At 62.8% G+C, this 14,678-nt stretch carries 17 protein-coding genes, 1 tRNA gene, 1 rRNA gene and 1 pseudogene; 6 read left to right on the forward strand and 14 right to left on the reverse strand.

What is annotated here, in order from left to right; translation table 11 throughout:
• Positions 1-185 precede the first annotated feature (185 nt).
• Positions 186-1,148, forward strand: a complete 963-nt coding sequence (locus AC2FNY_RS16790; protein ID WP_234144559.1) for an L-malyl-CoA/beta-methylmalyl-CoA lyase — start codon at positions 186-188, stop codon at positions 1,146-1,148.
• Between the two features lie 64 nt (positions 1,149-1,212).
• The gene (locus AC2FNY_RS16795) at positions 1,213-1,833 is read left to right on the forward strand and encodes a hypothetical protein (RefSeq protein WP_496803137.1); all 621 of its coding nucleotides are present in this window, start codon (positions 1,213-1,215) and stop codon (positions 1,831-1,833) included.
• Positions 1,834-1,881: 48 nt separating this feature from the next.
• Here the strand turns inward: AC2FNY_RS16795 and AC2FNY_RS16800 are convergent, their stop codons facing one another.
• On the reverse strand, positions 1,882-2,463 hold the full coding sequence (locus AC2FNY_RS16800; RefSeq protein ID WP_234138747.1) for a PA14 domain-containing protein: 582 nt from the start codon (positions 2,461-2,463) through the stop codon (positions 1,882-1,884).
• 128 nt (positions 2,464-2,591) lie between these two features.
• Positions 2,592-3,044 carry an Lrp/AsnC family transcriptional regulator gene (locus AC2FNY_RS16805; protein ID WP_234167704.1) on the reverse strand — a complete coding sequence of 151 codons (453 nt, stop codon included), beginning with the start codon at positions 3,042-3,044 and terminating at the stop codon, positions 2,592-2,594.
• Between the two features lie 72 nt (positions 3,045-3,116).
• On the opposite strand from AC2FNY_RS16805, the gene AC2FNY_RS16810 reads away from it, so the two are divergent.
• The gene (locus AC2FNY_RS16810; protein ID WP_496803138.1) at positions 3,117-3,713 is read left to right on the forward strand and encodes a LysE family translocator; all 597 of its coding nucleotides are present in this window, start codon (positions 3,117-3,119) and stop codon (positions 3,711-3,713) included.
• On the opposite strand, the gene AC2FNY_RS16815 is transcribed toward AC2FNY_RS16810, so the two are convergent.
• Positions 3,710-4,189 carry an AraC family transcriptional regulator gene (locus AC2FNY_RS16815; protein WP_496803139.1) on the reverse strand — a complete coding sequence of 160 codons (480 nt, stop codon included), beginning with the start codon at positions 4,187-4,189 and terminating at the stop codon, positions 3,710-3,712. The genes AC2FNY_RS16810 and AC2FNY_RS16815 overlap by 4 nt on opposite strands.
• Positions 4,190-4,199: 10 nt before the next feature.
• On the reverse strand, positions 4,200-5,030 hold the full coding sequence (locus AC2FNY_RS16820) for an AraC family transcriptional regulator (RefSeq protein ID WP_234163723.1): 831 nt from the start codon (positions 5,028-5,030) through the stop codon (positions 4,200-4,202).
• Between the two features lie 122 nt (positions 5,031-5,152).
• On the opposite strand from AC2FNY_RS16820, the gene AC2FNY_RS16825 reads away from it, so the two are divergent.
• Positions 5,153-6,115: an acetyl-CoA carboxylase carboxyltransferase subunit alpha gene (locus AC2FNY_RS16825; protein WP_234138742.1), complete on the forward strand. Its 963-nt coding sequence runs from the start codon at positions 5,153-5,155 to the stop codon at positions 6,113-6,115.
• A gap of 87 nt (positions 6,116-6,202) precedes the next feature.
• On the opposite strand, the gene AC2FNY_RS16830 is transcribed toward AC2FNY_RS16825, so the two are convergent.
• From AC2FNY_RS16830 to AC2FNY_RS16860, 7 genes are all read right to left on the reverse strand, one after another.
• Positions 6,203-7,348 (reverse strand): lytic murein transglycosylase, encoded by a 1,146-nt coding sequence (locus AC2FNY_RS16830; protein WP_496803140.1) that lies wholly within the window; start codon positions 7,346-7,348, stop codon positions 6,203-6,205.
• 40 nt (positions 7,349-7,388) lie between these two features.
• A complete protein-coding gene (locus tag AC2FNY_RS16835) occupies positions 7,389-8,177 on the reverse strand; it encodes an ABC transporter permease (RefSeq protein WP_496803141.1) in 789 nt (262 codons plus the stop codon).
• The gene (locus tag AC2FNY_RS16840; RefSeq protein WP_234138739.1) at positions 8,170-8,937 is read right to left on the reverse strand and encodes an ABC transporter ATP-binding protein; all 768 of its coding nucleotides are present in this window, start codon (positions 8,935-8,937) and stop codon (positions 8,170-8,172) included. Before AC2FNY_RS16840 ends, AC2FNY_RS16835 begins: the two co-directional genes overlap by 8 nt.
• Positions 8,938-8,943: 6 nt before the next feature.
• Positions 8,944-9,957 carry an ABC transporter substrate-binding protein gene (locus AC2FNY_RS16845; RefSeq protein ID WP_234144664.1) on the reverse strand — a complete coding sequence of 338 codons (1,014 nt, stop codon included), beginning with the start codon at positions 9,955-9,957 and terminating at the stop codon, positions 8,944-8,946.
• A 72-nt stretch (positions 9,958-10,029) separates the two neighbouring features.
• Entirely contained in the window at positions 10,030-10,677 is a 648-nt protein-coding gene (locus AC2FNY_RS16850) for a GntR family transcriptional regulator (RefSeq protein WP_234138738.1), read from the reverse strand.
• A gap of 44 nt (positions 10,678-10,721) precedes the next feature.
• Positions 10,722-12,584 (reverse strand): adenylate/guanylate cyclase domain-containing protein, encoded by a 1,863-nt coding sequence (locus AC2FNY_RS16855; RefSeq protein WP_496803142.1) that lies wholly within the window; start codon positions 12,582-12,584, stop codon positions 10,722-10,724.
• A 63-nt stretch (positions 12,585-12,647) separates the two neighbouring features.
• Positions 12,648-13,328, reverse strand: coding sequence for a M48 family metallopeptidase (locus AC2FNY_RS16860; RefSeq protein ID WP_234163725.1), 681 nt, complete (start codon positions 13,326-13,328; stop codon positions 12,648-12,650).
• A 101-nt stretch (positions 13,329-13,429) separates the two neighbouring features.
• On the opposite strand from AC2FNY_RS16860, the gene AC2FNY_RS16865 reads away from it, so the two are divergent.
• Together AC2FNY_RS16865 and AC2FNY_RS16870 are read left to right on the forward strand one after the other, a co-directional pair.
• The gene (locus tag AC2FNY_RS16865; protein WP_234138735.1) at positions 13,430-13,756 is read left to right on the forward strand and encodes a TIGR02300 family protein; all 327 of its coding nucleotides are present in this window, start codon (positions 13,430-13,432) and stop codon (positions 13,754-13,756) included.
• 177 nt (positions 13,757-13,933) lie between these two features.
• A tRNA-Ala gene (locus AC2FNY_RS16870) sits at positions 13,934-14,009 on the forward strand.
• Here the strand turns inward: AC2FNY_RS16870 and AC2FNY_RS16875 are convergent.
• From AC2FNY_RS16875 to rrf, 3 genes and pseudogenes are all read right to left on the reverse strand, one after another.
• On the reverse strand, positions 13,997-14,161 hold the full coding sequence (locus AC2FNY_RS16875) for a hypothetical protein (protein ID WP_496803143.1): 165 nt from the start codon (positions 14,159-14,161) through the stop codon (positions 13,997-13,999). The two genes, AC2FNY_RS16870 and AC2FNY_RS16875, sit on opposite strands and share 13 nt — an antisense overlap.
• Before the next feature lie 15 nt (positions 14,162-14,176).
• Positions 14,177-14,384, reverse strand: a pseudogene (locus AC2FNY_RS16880) (IS256 family transposase); the annotation flags it as partial.
• Positions 14,385-14,592: 208 nt separating this feature from the next.
• Positions 14,593-14,678 (reverse strand): 5S ribosomal RNA (gene rrf / locus AC2FNY_RS16885); the annotation flags it as partial.

Below are 14,678 nucleotides of genomic sequence, written 5' to 3' on the forward strand. Positions count from 1 at the left end.
CTCCGAAAGTTGAGCGACCGTTATTGCCGAATGCGTTCTTGTCAACAGGGCGCTGCAGCGTTGCGCGACAACTCGCCGATCGGTCAATGCTGCATGTGCAGAAAGAGCCTTGCACGCGGAGGTGTAATTTAATACCCAACAGGGCAGAAAAATCGCAATTTCCTTACCTGGCGAAAGGTCTGCCCATGAGTTTCCGCATTCAGCCCGCCGCGCCTGCGCGCCCCAATCGTTGCCAGTTGTTCGGGCCCGGGTCGAACACCAAGCTGTTTGTGAAAATGGCGGCCTCGGCAGCGGATGTCATCAACCTCGACCTCGAGGATTCGGTGGCGCCCAGCGACAAGGACAGCGCGCGGGCGAATGTGATCGAGGCGCTGAACACGATCGACTGGGGCAACAAGTATATGTCCGTGCGGATCAACGGTCTGGACACGCCCTATTGGTATCGCGACGTGGTGGATGTGCTGGAACAGGCAGGTGACCGGCTCGACCAGATCATGATCCCCAAGGTCGGCTGTGCGGCTGATGTCTATGCTGTCGATGCGCTCGTGACCGCCATCGAGCGTGCCAAGGGCCGGACCAAGCCGATCAGCTTCGAGGTGATCATCGAATCCGCCGCCGGCATCGCCCATGTCGAAGAGATCGCGGCCAGCAGCCCCCGCTTGCAGGCGATGAGCCTGGGTGCGGCGGATTTCGCCGCCTCGATGGGCATGCAGACCACCGGTATCGGCGGCACGCAAGAGAACTATTACATGCTGCGCGAAGGGACCAAGCATTGGTCCGACCCCTGGCACTGGGCCCAGGCCGCCATTGTCGCCGCCTGCCGTACCCATGGCGTACTGCCGGTGGACGGACCGTTCGGCGATTTCAGCGATGACGAGGGCTATATCGCGCAGGCCAAGCGGTCGGCGACGCTGGGCATGGTCGGCAAATGGGCCATCCATCCCAAGCAGATCGCGCTGGCCAACCAGGTCTTTACCCCTTCGGACGAGGCAGTGACCGAGGCCCGCGAGATCCTGGCCGCGATGGAGCAGGCCAAGGCCAAGGGCGAAGGTGCCACCGTCTACAAGGGCCGTCTGGTCGATATCGCCTCGATCAAGCAGGCCGAGGTCATCGTGGCCCAGGCGGAACTGATCGCCGCAAACGGCTGACGCTCGACGATACATGTTGCAAAGGGCGTCCATCGGGCGCCCTTTGTCAGTCGGAGAGGACTATATGGCTGACCTGACCCTGTTTCATACCGCCGAGGTGCATCGCGCCACCTTCGATGCGCTGGCCGCGCGGATCGCGCCGGGGGCGCGACTGACCCATGTGGTGCGTCCCGACTGGCTGGCGCGCGCGCAAAACGGGATCGACGCCGTTCTTGCGGCCGAGATCACCGCCGCTCTGGCCGAGGCGCCGGTGGCGCTCTGCACCTGTACAACCATCGGCAGTGTGGCAGAGCGAGCTGGGGCCTTGCGCATTGACGCGCCTATGATGCAAGCCGCAGCGCGAAGCGGTGGGCCGGTCCTGCTGGTCTGCTGCCTTGAGAGTACCAAGGCGCCCTCGACCGCGCTGCTGGAGGCGGCGTTTGCCGCCGAAGGCACTCCGGTGCGGATCGCTCATCTGGATCTGTCCGACCTCTGGCCGCTCTTCACCGAAGGCGACGGAGATACCTTTGCTGACGAAATCGCGCGGCGGGTCGAAAGCGCGCTGGCCGCTCAGCCGAACCTGAGCGCCGTGGTGCTGGCCCAGGCCTCGATGGCCGGGGCACAGGCGCGGGTGCGGTCGGATGTGCCGGTGCTGGCCTCGCCGGAACTGGCGCTGCGCGCCGCGCTCAAGCGGGCCGGAACATGAAAACGGGGCCGCTCGGCCCCGTTGTTCATATCGTTCTGAAGAGCAGGCTCAATACCCGAACACGTCGTTCGGGACCCATTTCATGCCTTTGCCCTTTTGCCCCCAGCGCATCATCAGGCACGAGGTGTTGAGGCGGTTGAAATAAGTGATATCGACCTTGTACCAGCCGGCCTGCGGCACCTCGACCTCGGACACGATGGTGCTGTCGCATGTCTGGCGTCCGTCGAAATGGCCAACCCTCTGGCCGCCGATACGTGCGTCGATCCCGTCATTGGTAAAAAAGTCGATCTCGTAAACACCCGGAGAATCGAAACGAATATAACCCCTGATCGCGGCGGCCACGTTTTCCGCCCGCTTCGAGGTTAACGTGTTCTCGCCCTTGGCGGTGTCACGATAATCGAGCCCACGCAGTGCCTTGCCGCGCTGAGCGCCCGCCTTGAGCACGCTACGCGCCTCGGCCAGTTGGCGGATGTGCTCGCCCTCCCTGGCATATCCATAGCTGACAGACAGGCCACGCTTCAGCCCGCCGGGCTGCGGATTGGCCGGTTGCAGTTTGGCCGGTCCTGCCGACAACGCTCCTGCACAGATCATGGCAAGCCCTGCAAGCGCGCCGATCCAGATCGCTTTCATATGTTACACTCCCGGTTTTCTGCGCCGCGACCGGTCTTGGCGCCGGAGTTGGGCAACGCATTCGTGATCAGCCTAGGCATCAAATTTTCGTGCGGCAAGGGCCGATACGATCACTTTTTCCCCGCACCTCAGGCGCGCAGGTCCTTGGGAGAACCCATAACGACATAGGTCGTGATCGAATTCACATGCGGAAGGGTGCCCAGAACATCGGTGTGAAATGTCTTGTAGCTGGGCAGATCGGCGCATTCGACCCGCAGCAGGTATTCGATGGTGCCGGTGATGTTGTGGCATTCGACCACTTCGGGTGCGCGCGCCACGGCGCGTTCGAACCGCTCTTGCGCGGCCTTGGTATGCTCGCCCAGGCCGACACCCATATAGGCGACAAATCCGATGCCCAGCGCCGCCGGGTTCAACACCGCACGGTAGCCGGCGATAACGCCCGCCCGTTCCAGCTCCTGCACCCGGCGCAAACAGGCCGAGGGCGACAATCCCACCCGCGCCGCAAGGTCGAGATTGCTGATCCGACCGTCGCGGGACAATTCCTGCAATATCTTGCGGTTGATTTCGTCGATCTTCGTCATTGATTGCGAATTTACAGCGAACGATCGCAAGAACGCAATTTCATTTGCCCTGAGCCGCGCAAGAGTTTGCGCATGACATACGATCTGCTCATCGCTCTTCTGCTCTTTGCCTTTGTCTCGTCGATCACGCCGGGGCCGAACAACCTGATGCTGATGGCATCGGGGGCCAATTTCGGTTTTCGCCGCTCGGTCCCGCATATGCTGGGGATCGGGCTGGGCTTTACCTTCATGGTGGTGATGGTTGGCGTTGGACTGGTGCAGGTCTTTGACGCCTGGCCGCCCAGCTATACGCTGCTGAAATACGCTTCGGTCGTCTATCTGCTCTATCTTGCCTGGAAGATCGCCAATGCCGCCCCGGCCAAGCGGGGGGCCGAGGCGGGCCGCCCGATGACCTTTCTTCAGGCTGCGGCCTTTCAATGGGTCAACCCCAAGGCCTGGGCGATGGCGCTGACCGCGATCTCGGCCTATGCGCCGGGACAGACGCTGATGGCGGTGCTGGTGGTTGCCGCGATTTTCGGGGCGGTCAACCTGCCTTCGGTCAGCACCTGGACCGTGCTGGGTCAGCAGATGGCGCAGTTGCTGACCAATCCACGCCGCCTGACGGTATTCAACTGGACCATGGCCGGGTTGCTTGTTTTGTCGCTCTACCCGGTGCTCTGGCCCGGCTAGGGTCGCAGGGGAATGCACAGATCGGTGCGCAGCGCCTCGGGCGCCGTGTGTTCAGGATCGTCGTGATAGATCTCGAAAGGCGGCGCAAGATCGGGCCAGACCCGCAGGCGCCGCAACTCGCGCTCGTAGAGGCTACGGAACTTGTCCGGAATCTGATCATAGGGTCCCTCGTGGCGATGTATGGCACAATGACAGGGCCTCTGGCGCCACTGTTCCAGCCCGGCGATCTCTCCTGTGTCATGTGGCACCGCGCATCCGGCAAGATAGACCTGATGGGATGGTGGGGTTCGGGCCGGATCAGACAGGTAGAGCCCGACCACCGGCCCCCAGCCGAGTGTCCGCCAATCGGGCGGCAGGCAGGAGAGGAGTTGCGCAAATCCCGCGGCCTTCTGCGCATAGGGTCCGATATGGCGAAAGGCGCGCAGATCGAAGCCCTCGAGATGGTCGATTGAGACATCCAGGTTTTCATTGGTCACGACCAAGGCCTCATTTCAAGGGCAGACAGATTTCGGTCAGCAGTTCTTCGGGTGGAACCGCGCGCGGGTCGTTGAGGTAAATCTCGAAACAAGGGCAATCCGCCGGCTCCTCGCCCGAACCGGGCAACCATGTGCCGAACAGAGAATGATAGGCGGCGGCAAGCCCGGAATAGGGACCCTTGTAGGTCATGACCGCCGTCCTGCCGCCGGGCAGGTGGTGTTCTTCCATCCCTTGCGGGATATCATCGCCGCGCCATGTTCCGCCTGCAAAGGACCGCAGTTCCGCCTCGGGGACGCAGTCGGGGCTGTCGAGATAGACCGCAACCGAGTCCGCGATCTGCGGCCACAGGTTGCGGGACTGGCACAGGGCCGAAAAACTCTCGAAGCTGCGGCCAATGGTGGCATAGGCCCCTTTGTGGGCGATCCCAGCCAGACGCCGGGCAGGTTCATCGCGGATTTCCACGGGAAGCATCGGATAGTCTCCTGTCTTGAAGGGGGGCAGAGGCGGCAACAGCCGATTGGCCCGGCGAAAGGCCGACGGGCTTTGCCCATAGGCCTCGGCAAAGGCGCGCGCGAAGGAGACCGGGTTGGGATAACCGACCGAAGCGGCGATCTCGTCCACCCGCGTCCGGGTCTGCACCAGTGCGGTAGCTGCCCGGTGCAACCGCATCCGCCGCACCGTCTGGGCACAGGTCTCGCCCGTCAGCGCCCGGAACACCCGGTGCCAGTGAAACCGCGACATTGCCGCCACATCCGCCAACTGGTCCAGCGACAGGTCGCCGCCCGGATTGTCATGGATGTAGTTCAGCACCCGCAGGATGCGCCCTTCGTAATCTGTCATTGCCTGATGCCTGTTTCCTCTGCCCCGGCAGACTGCCATCGAAGCGTCCCACAAATCTTGCCGAGTTGCATCCTGCGCGACCTGAGGTCATATAGCGTGAAACTCCGCGACGTGAGGGCACCATGACCCAGTATCTGGATTTCGAGAAACCGCTGGCCGAAATCGAAGGCAAGGCCGAGGAACTGCGCGCTCTGGCCCGCGCCAACGAAGAGATGGACGTGGCAGAAGAGGCTGCGGCGCTCGATGCCAAAGCGGCCAAGCTTCTGGACGAGCTTTATCGCGATCTGACCCCCTGGCGGAAATGCCAGGTGGCCCGGCACCCCGAACGCCCGCATTGCCGCGACTATGTCGATGCGCTGTTCACCGAATACACGCCGCTGGCCGGCGACCGGAACTTTGCCGACGATCTGGCGGTAATGGGCGGGCTGGCACGGTTCAATGACCGCCCGGTCATGGTGATCGGCCACGAGAAGGGGTCCGACACCAAGTCCCGCATCGCCCACAACTTCGGCATGGCCCGGCCCGAAGGATATCGCAAGGCGGTGCGCCTGATCGAGATGGCCGGCCGGTTCGGTCTGCCGGTGGTGACCCTGGTCGATACCGCGGGCGCCTATCCCGGCAAGGGCGCCGAAGAGCGCGGCCAGTCCGAGGCCATCGCCCGTTCGACCGAGATGTGCCTGCGTGCCGGTGTGCCGCTGGTCTCGGTCATCATCGGCGAAGGCGGCTCGGGCGGCGCCGTCGCCTTTGCCACTGCCAACCGGGTGGCGATGCTGGAACATTCGATCTATTCGGTGATCTCGCCCGAGGGCTGCGCCTCGATCCTGTGGAAGAATGCCGAAAAGATGCGCGAGGCCGCCGAGGCGCTGCGCCTGACTGCGCAGGACCTGCTGAAACTGGGCGTGGTCGACCGCGTGATCCCCGAGCCGCGCGGTGGTGCCCATCGCGACAAGGCTGCCACGATGGAGGCGGTACGCACCGCCATCGCCGCCATGCTAAAGGAGCTTGAGGGCAAATCCGCCGAGGCGCTGATCAAGGATCGTCGCAAGAAATTCCTCGATATCGGATCCAAAGGGCTGGCCGCCTGAGAAAGGGCGCCGCGCGCCCCTTCATTTCGCCTGAAATACTCCGGGGGAGTCGCCCATCGGGCGACGGGGGCAGCGCCCCCGCCCCGCTCAACCCTGGCGCAGCATCCGCAACAGCTCGACCGAGGGCGTGCCGGTCACTGCCAGCCCACGCGCGCGCTGATAGTCGCTGATCGCAGCGGTGCTTTTCGAACCGATCACCCCGTCTGCACCGCCGGTATCATAGCCGGCCGCGCTCAGGCGGGTCTGCAACTCCTTGCGCTCTTCCAGCGTCAAACCGGTCTCGTCCGGCCCGAACGATGCCTTGAACGGCCCGCCGCCCTTGAGGCGGTCCGACAGGTGTCCCACGCCGATGGCGTAGCTGTCGGAGTTGTTGTAGCGCTTGATCACGTTGAAATTCTTGAACACCGCGATCTTGGGTCCCGGCACCTGCGGTTGCAGCACGGCCAGCGGCGTGCCCGAATTGGCGGCGGCGGATCCCACTTCGCCACCCCAGGGCTGGCCGCGCACCCAGCCCGCATTGGCCAGATAGGCGGCGGTCGAGGCCAGCGCATCGGTCGGATCCTCGGACCAGATATCGCGCCGCCCGTCGCCGGTGAAATCCACCGCATAGGCCAGGTACGAGGTCGGGATGAATTGGGTATGGCCCATCGCACCCGCCCAGCTTCCGGTCATGTTTCGGGGTGACGTATCGCCGTTTTGCAGGATCTTCAGCGCCGCGATCAGCTGTTTTTCGAAGAACGCGCCACGCCGGCCGTCATAGGCCAGCGTCGACAGGGCCGACACGATCGGCACATCACCGCGCCGGGTTCCATAGCGGCTTTCCAGCCCCCAGATTGCGGTCACGACCGCTTTGTCGACCCCGTAATGTTGCTCGATCCGGTTCAAGAGCGCGCCGTGCCGGGCCAGCATCTGCTTGCCGGTCGCGATCCGCTCGTCCGAAGCGGCGATGGCCAGATAATCCTCCAGCGAGCGTTTGAACTCGGTCTGGTTGCGGTCCCGTTCGATCACCTTGGGGATATAACCCGCGCCACGAAACGCGCTGTCGAGGGTTGAGGCGGAAATGCCCTGCGCCGAAGCCCGCCCCTTGAAGGCGGTAACCCAGGCAGTCCAGCCCGCGTTGGACACGGTGGGCCAGGCTTCTGCCGGTGCAGCGGTGGGCGCGGTCGTGGCCCCGCCACAGGCCGAAAGCGTCAGCGCCCCCAAGCCGAAAGTAAAAAGCCGACGATCAATCATGGTGAATCCTGCTCGTTTGTTTTGCCGCAGGATACCGCGATCAGCTGCGCCAGACCAGCAAGCGTTTCTCGATTTTGCCGATGGCCCAGCTGGTCAGCACGCCGAGGCAGGACAGAATGACCACACCGGCAAAAAGCCGCTCAAGATCATAGAGCGCGCCCGCTTGCAGGATATAGGCGCCGATCCCGTGTTCGGCGCCCAGCATCTCGGCCGCGACCAGCAGGATGATGCCGATGGCCAGCGACACCCGCAGCCCCGAAAGGATGCCGGGCAGCGCGCCGGGCAGCACGATCTTGCGCACGATCGACCACCAGCCCAGGCCAAAGCTCTGACCCATGCGAATGAGTCCCCGGTCGACATTGTCGACCGCGCCATAGGTGGCCACCACCGTGGGCGTGAAGGTCCCCAGCGCGATGAGCGCGTATTTCGACCCTTCGTCGATGCCGAACCAGATCACGAACAGCGGCAGCAGGGCAATTTTCGGGATCGGGAAGATCGCCGCCACCAGCGGCACCAGCCCTGCCCGGATATAGGAAAAGAGCCCGATCAGCACGCCCACACCAACACCCGCGCTGATGCCCAGCACCGAGCCCACCGCCAACCGGCTGAGCGAGGGTAACAGATGAGTCCAGAGCGCGCCGGACCGGGCCAGATCACTCAGCGTCGCGGCCACGTCCGAAGGGCGCGGCAGGGTCAGGTTGGAGATCCAGCCCGTCCGCGTGCCCCATTCGATCAGGAACAGCAGCAGCACGAACACCGCGATGCCGGTGCCGCGCCGCGCCTCGGGACGGAAACCGCCGCCACGAAAGGGAACCCGGATCTCAGGCATCCAGCAACTCCAGATCGGCGGCCACCGCCTCGTCCCGCATCAGTGCCCAGAGATGGGCCTGGATCGCCTCCAGCCCCGCGTCCCCTGCATGCCGTTCCGACAGCGTCCCCGGCACCTCGATCACCTCGCGCACGCGGCCAGGGCGACGCGACAGCACCGCGATGCGGTGACCCAGGCGCACCGCCTCGGCCAGGTTGTGGGTGACATAGACGCCGGTAAAGGGCTGCCGCTCCCACAGAGCCACCAGATCCTCCATCAACAGCTCGCGCGTCTGCGCGTCCAGCGCCGAGAGCGGCTCGTCCAGCAGCATCACCGCCGGGTTCACCGCCAGCGCCCTGGCAATGGCGACCCGCTGTTTCATGCCCCCCGACAGTTGTCGGGGCAGGGCATCGTGGAAATCCGACAGCCGGGTGCGCGCCAGCACATCCTCGATGATCGCGCGCACCCGGTCACCCGGCAGGCGGTGATCTTCGAGCACCAGCGAGATATTGCCCGCCACGCTGCGCCAGGGCAGCAGGGCGAAATCCTGAAACACATAGGTCAGCGGGTTCAGACAGCCCTCGGGCGGGGTGCCGCCTTGCAGCACCTCGCCCCAATCGGGTTGTTCCAGCCCGCCCAGCATCCTGAGCAGCGTGGACTTGCCGCAGCCCGACGGACCGACCACGCACAGGATCTCGCCTGCCGGGATATGCAGCGAGACATCGTCCAGCACCACCATGTCGCCATAGCAATGGGTCAGACCGCGAACCGCGAGCTCCATGTGCCGTCAGATCATCGGTGCATAAGATCCGTCGACCAGCACCTCGGTGGTGATGCTGTCCTTGACCAGACCTTCGGACTTGAACCAGCCCAGCTGATCCTCGACCGAACCCATGTTCAGTCCCGCATCCTTGTTCAGGCGCATCGCGCCGTTGCGGATGGATTTCTCGGCCTTCTCGAAGGGTTGGTCTGCATAGACATATTTGTGCACCAGCTTGACCATTTCGACCCCGGCCTCGTCCCCGGCGGTCTTGTCCACCAGGGCCGCGTTGAAATCCGCCGCCCCGCGCGAGAAGGCGCGCAGGAACGCCTCGGTCTGCGCCCGTTCGCCGGATGCATTGCTGGCCGAGGTAAACACGGTGGTGACCTGATAGTCGGGCAGATAATCCGCAACCATGCCGATGTGCTTGACCGCACCACCGCCCGACAGCGCCTTGCCGATATGGGGCACGATGGTCCAGGCGTCGACCTGTCCCGATTTCATCGCGCCGATGATCGCACCCACCTTTTGCAGCGGCGTGAACTTGACCGAGGCGCCCTCGGCCGCCGCGATCTTGGCGCCCATATAGTGGAAGGACGAGCCCGGCTGCGTCACCGCAAAGCTGCGCCCATCCAGCGCGGCGGCGCTGGTCAGCCCTGCGTCATAAGCCGCGTTCGAGGCCAGGATCATCTGGCCGTCAATGCCCTTTTCCTCGCTCAGCGCGCCGCCGATCACCTTGGCAGCGCCTTTTTCGGCCAGGCTGATCAGGCCGCCGGTGATCGCGGTGACCGCATAATCGGCGTCACCGCTGGCGATTGCCACCGCCATCGGTTGGGCCGCCTCGAAAAACTTGAATTCGACGTCCAGCCCCTCGTCAGTGAAATAGCCGCGTTCAAAAGCGACGAATGACGCCGCGTGGCTGGTGAAGCGCAACGCGCCGACCGTCATCTTGGTATTTGCCAGGGCCGGTGTTCCCAGCATCGGCAAGGTGGCCGCGCCACCGATCAGCCCCAGCGCTCCGCGCCGCGAAAACCTGTTCATCATGTCACTCCCCGTTGAAATCCGGTCTCAGCTTAAGACCAAGGCAAAGCGGCGCGCAACCATGCAACGCGATCACGTCACCAACAGCCGCAGGCCCTGGGTCACGTCGGAACGCACCGCCAGCCGCAATCCGGGTTCATCGCCTGCCTTGAGCGCGGCGATGATCAGCTTGTGATATTGCGGCGGATCGGTGCGGCGTAGTCGGCCATAGAGCGCGCGCATCGTCGGCCCCAGTTGCAGCCAGACGGTTTCCGCCATGGCCAGCATCGCCGGCGCCTGCGCCCGAAGGTAAAGGGTGCGGTGAAATTCCAGATTGGTGCGGATATACCCCACCGCATCGCGTTTCGAGACCATCTCGGCCACCGTGCCGTTGATCGCCTGCAACCGGTCGATCAGCGCCATATGGGCGCGGGGCAGGGCGCGGCTGGCCAGTTCCACCTCGAGAAGCGCACGCAGGGCGGCCAATTCCTCGATCCGGTCGCTGCTCAACTCGGGGGTCGACACGCGGCCCGAACTGGACAGGAACAACGCCCCCTCGGCCACAAGGCGACGGATCGCCTCGCGCGCGGGGGTCATCGAAACGTCGAATTCCTTGCCAATGCCGCGCAGGGTCAGTGCCTGACCCGGTGACATTTCGCCATGCATGATGCGGGTGCGCAGGCTGCGATAGACCCGGTCATGGGCGGCGGCTGTCTGGTCGGTCGGGCGCGGGTTCTGCATGTTTCCTTGTGATCACATCTGCGAGCAGCGTCAAGCCGACCGGATCATTCCGGCAGGCCGGCCGCGCGCAACGCCTGCTCCAGGCGCGCAAGCGTGCTACCTTCGCGATAGGGATAGATATCGGGCAGGTTGGCAATCGTGATGCCGGGTTGAAGCGCAAGTGCCTCGACCACTTCCCATTCGGCATCCTCGGTCTGGTCCATCTCGGTCAGGATCGCGCCTTGCAGCAGACGTTGGCGCAGTGCTTCGGGGTTTCTTTCCAGCGCTTCGGTACTCCACTCCAGCGCCGCTTCCAGGTTGCCAAGGCTGAAATGCACCTCGGCGATTGCATTCAGATAGGGAAACGGCGCCCGCGGGTTCAGGCGCATGGCGTGCTCAAACCCGGCCAGGGCGCGCTCCGGCTCACCAGCGTAATGCCAGTTCCAGGCCTGCATTCCGAAACCATCGGCATAGTTCGGGTCAAGCTTGACCGCTTGTGCGAAAGAGGCATCGGCTTTGTCGTATTCCCGGCGAAACATGTGAACCAGTCCCAGCGAGGCATGGACGGCGGGCAATTCGGGGTCGATCGCCACCGCCTGACGAGCGAGCCGGTACGCGGTTTCCAGCGATTCGGCGCTAGCGGTCAGCGAGACGCCGGTGCGATTGGTATAGGTCGTTGCAAGGATGGCCTTTGCCAGCGCGAAATCCGGGTCCAAGTCCAGCGTGGACCACAAGTAGGCCTGGGCCGCCTTGCGCGATTCATCGTTGAACCGCCAGATCTCCTCCCATGCGCGCAGGAACAGGTCATATGCCTCCAGATTGTCGGTATGGCGCTTTGACAACCGCCGCCGCTGATCCTGTGTCAATTCGATCTTGAGCGCGTCGATGATCTGCGAGGCGACCTGATCCTGTAATGCGAAGAGATCGCTGAACTCGCGGTCCAGCCGTCCGGCCCACAATTGGAACCCGGTCGTGCCATCGACCAGATTTGCATTGATGCGGACGTGATCGCCGGCCCGCTGCACGCTGCCTTCGACCACATACCGCACGCCCAGAACCTTGTGGACGGTCTGGGCGTCCATCGCCTCTTGCCGGTCGCGAAAGGAAAAGCTGGTGTTGCGGGCAATGACCAGCAGACCGCCGACCTGGCTGAGATCGTTGATCAGGTTGTCGGTCATACCGTCGCTGAAATAGGCCTGATCGGGATCGCCCGACAGGTTGGCGAAAGGCAGTACAACGAGCGAGGGCCGATCCTGAATGGGCGGTACCGCTATCGGGGCAACCTTGGCCGTTTCGTTGCCAGCGTTGCGACCCAGCACGACATAGCCCAGGCTGACGGCGGCGATGACAAGGAGGACCAGTGCAAGAGCAGGCGTGCGACGGCGCTTGAATGGATCTGGCGCGCGGGCTGCATCGGCGCCGGTGCCTTCTGCCGACAGATGAAACACAGCGACCGGCTCGGTCACGTTCTTGACCATATGCTTGCCGCCATCAACGAAGTGAAGATCGGCTCGTTTCCGGGCCTGGTCATACACGTTTCGGGAAACCGCGATGCCTCCCGGTTGGGCCAGGGCCTCAATCCGCGAGGCGACGTTTACGCCGTCGCCATAGATATCATCCTCATCGACAATCACCTCTCCTAGGTTGATGCCGATCCTGAGTTTCAGCGGATGGGTCCGCATCGCGGCCTGAATCTCGCAGGCACAATCAAGCGCGCTGGTAACACTGGCGAATTCCGCCAGCGCACCGTCACCCATCAATTTGACCAATCGCCCGTCATGGCGTGCCAGCGCCGGTTCGACATAGGTACGGCGCGCATCAAGGACGAACGCAAGAGTGCCCGTCTCGTCCTCGCCCATCAGGCGGGTAAAGCCGACAACATCCAGCATCATGATGGCTGCCAGCCGTCGCTTTTCCTGTTCGGTCATGGCACCCCGACCTGTCATTCCCTAAGGTCACCTTAGCAAGTCGCCCGGTTCGGACCAACAGACTTAGAACAGGTAGCTGTGCAGTTGGGCACCATTGTCACGCAGCCACTGGCGCTGCTCCAAATAGGGGCCATGAATGCGTGTCACCTCGGCCCAGAAACGTTGTGAGTGATTCATTTCAGCAAGATGCGCTACCTCATGCGCAGCCACGTAGCGCAGCACCGCGGGTGGCGTCAGGATCAGTCGCCACGAGAACATCAGCGCCCCCTCGGCGGTGCAGGACCCCCAGCGCGAGCGGGTATCGCGCAGGCTGATCCGGGCATAGGGCCGGCCCAGTTCGGCTGCATAGAAATCGCAGGCCGCTGCCAGCCGGTCGCGCGCCAACTCGCGCAGGAAACGATGCAGACCCGCACCCATGGCAGCCTCTGGCACCCGGAGCTCTTTCGCCTGCCACAAGATACGGCTGCCGGACGCTGGAAGGAGAGGTGTCGGCACCCCTTCGATCGGTATTAAATCCCCATACCCTGTCTGCCGACGAGGTGTGTGTCTGGCCAGATGCCCACGGATCCATTCCGATTTGCTCTCGGCGAAATCCATGGCCTCACTCTCGGAAACTCCCACCGGCAAAGTCAGGGTTACCCGTCCATCCAACTGCGACACACGCAGGCTTATCCGTCGTGCCCGTGCCGAACGGCGCAGCGTCAGCTGCACCGGAGGTGTACCCGGAAGGTGGTGCTTTCCCATATGTACGCTCCCCTCGACGTAAAGGCTTTGACAGGCTGCACCTCATGTGGCACGAGGCCAGAATCTTCGAAGCGACTCATCAGATATCAAGGGGATTTCACATGCCCAAGGAAGAATGGGGTGTAAAGCGCGTTTGCCCGACTACCGGCAAACGGTTTTATGACCTGAACAAGAATCCGATCGTTAGCCCGTATACGGGCGAGGTCGTTGAACTCGACCTCGGCAAGGGTCGCATGATCGCGGCCGATGCCGAAGACTCCGCCACTCGCAAAGCCCGCCAGACCACGGATGACGATGAAATCGTGCTGGATGACAGCGATGACGATTCGGTCGACATGGATCTGGATGATGACATCCTCGAGGACGATGATGACGAGGACAGCGTTTCGCTGGACGACATCAAGGATATGTCTTCGGACGACGAATGAATGGCGGCATTCTAGCACTAGAAGGGCGGGCTAGACCCGCCCTTTTTTGTGCCCAGCATCGCTATTTCTCCGTCATCAAGAAAAACGGCATGTCACGCAATTTTGGACTTGCACTCACCCGGCTGCTCTCATAAACGTCCGCTCACTGCAGCGATCCGAGTGATAGCTGACCGGTCAGGGGCCTTAGCTCAGTTGGGAGAGCGCTTGCATGGCATGCAAGAGGTCAGGGGTTCGACTCCCCTAGGCTCCACCAAAATTTCGATCTTCGATACCAATACAAGCAGTAAAGCTTGCTTCAGAAGTTTGATTTGTAGCGTCCGCCAAGATGGTGTGATTTCCCAGATGGCCTGAGTTCATGCTCAGGCGGCTTTCTTGGCTATGGGCGTCACTGATCACCAGTTTCATGACGTCGAGGCCTCAGGCATTCAAGCCGCTCATGAAGTCCATCCGGAAGGTTTCGGCTTCTGATGGGCCGACACCCAAGCCAATGATTTGACGCCGCACCTCTGTGTTGGCAACAACGTCGATTATTGGCTGCCACGCAGACGATCCGCCCGCCTTGGCGTTGCTAGAAATATAGGGCGGTGAGCCAGTCCTCGGTTAGCGGGCGGTTCAGGAGCTCGCCTACGGTTGTGCGGGATCAAGCTGCATTCGATCAACAATTGGCTGGGCAACAATGAAGATGATGATCGCGTAGCATCTGTCAAGACCTGCAAACGAAAGTGCGCGCCGGGACCGTGTCGTTCGAAAACCGCGACGGATGGGCAGACAATATCTTTGTCTGCCATACAGGAATATGGGGATTATCTGTTTAGAGAGAATTGAGTATTTATTAGGTTTGGCGGTGACCTACTCTCCCGGGGCTTGAGCCCGAGTACCATTGGCGCGGAGGCACTTAACTTCCGGGTTCGGGAAGGGACCG

This window comes from Ruegeria sp. BHSC223 (genome assembly GCF_059613025.1).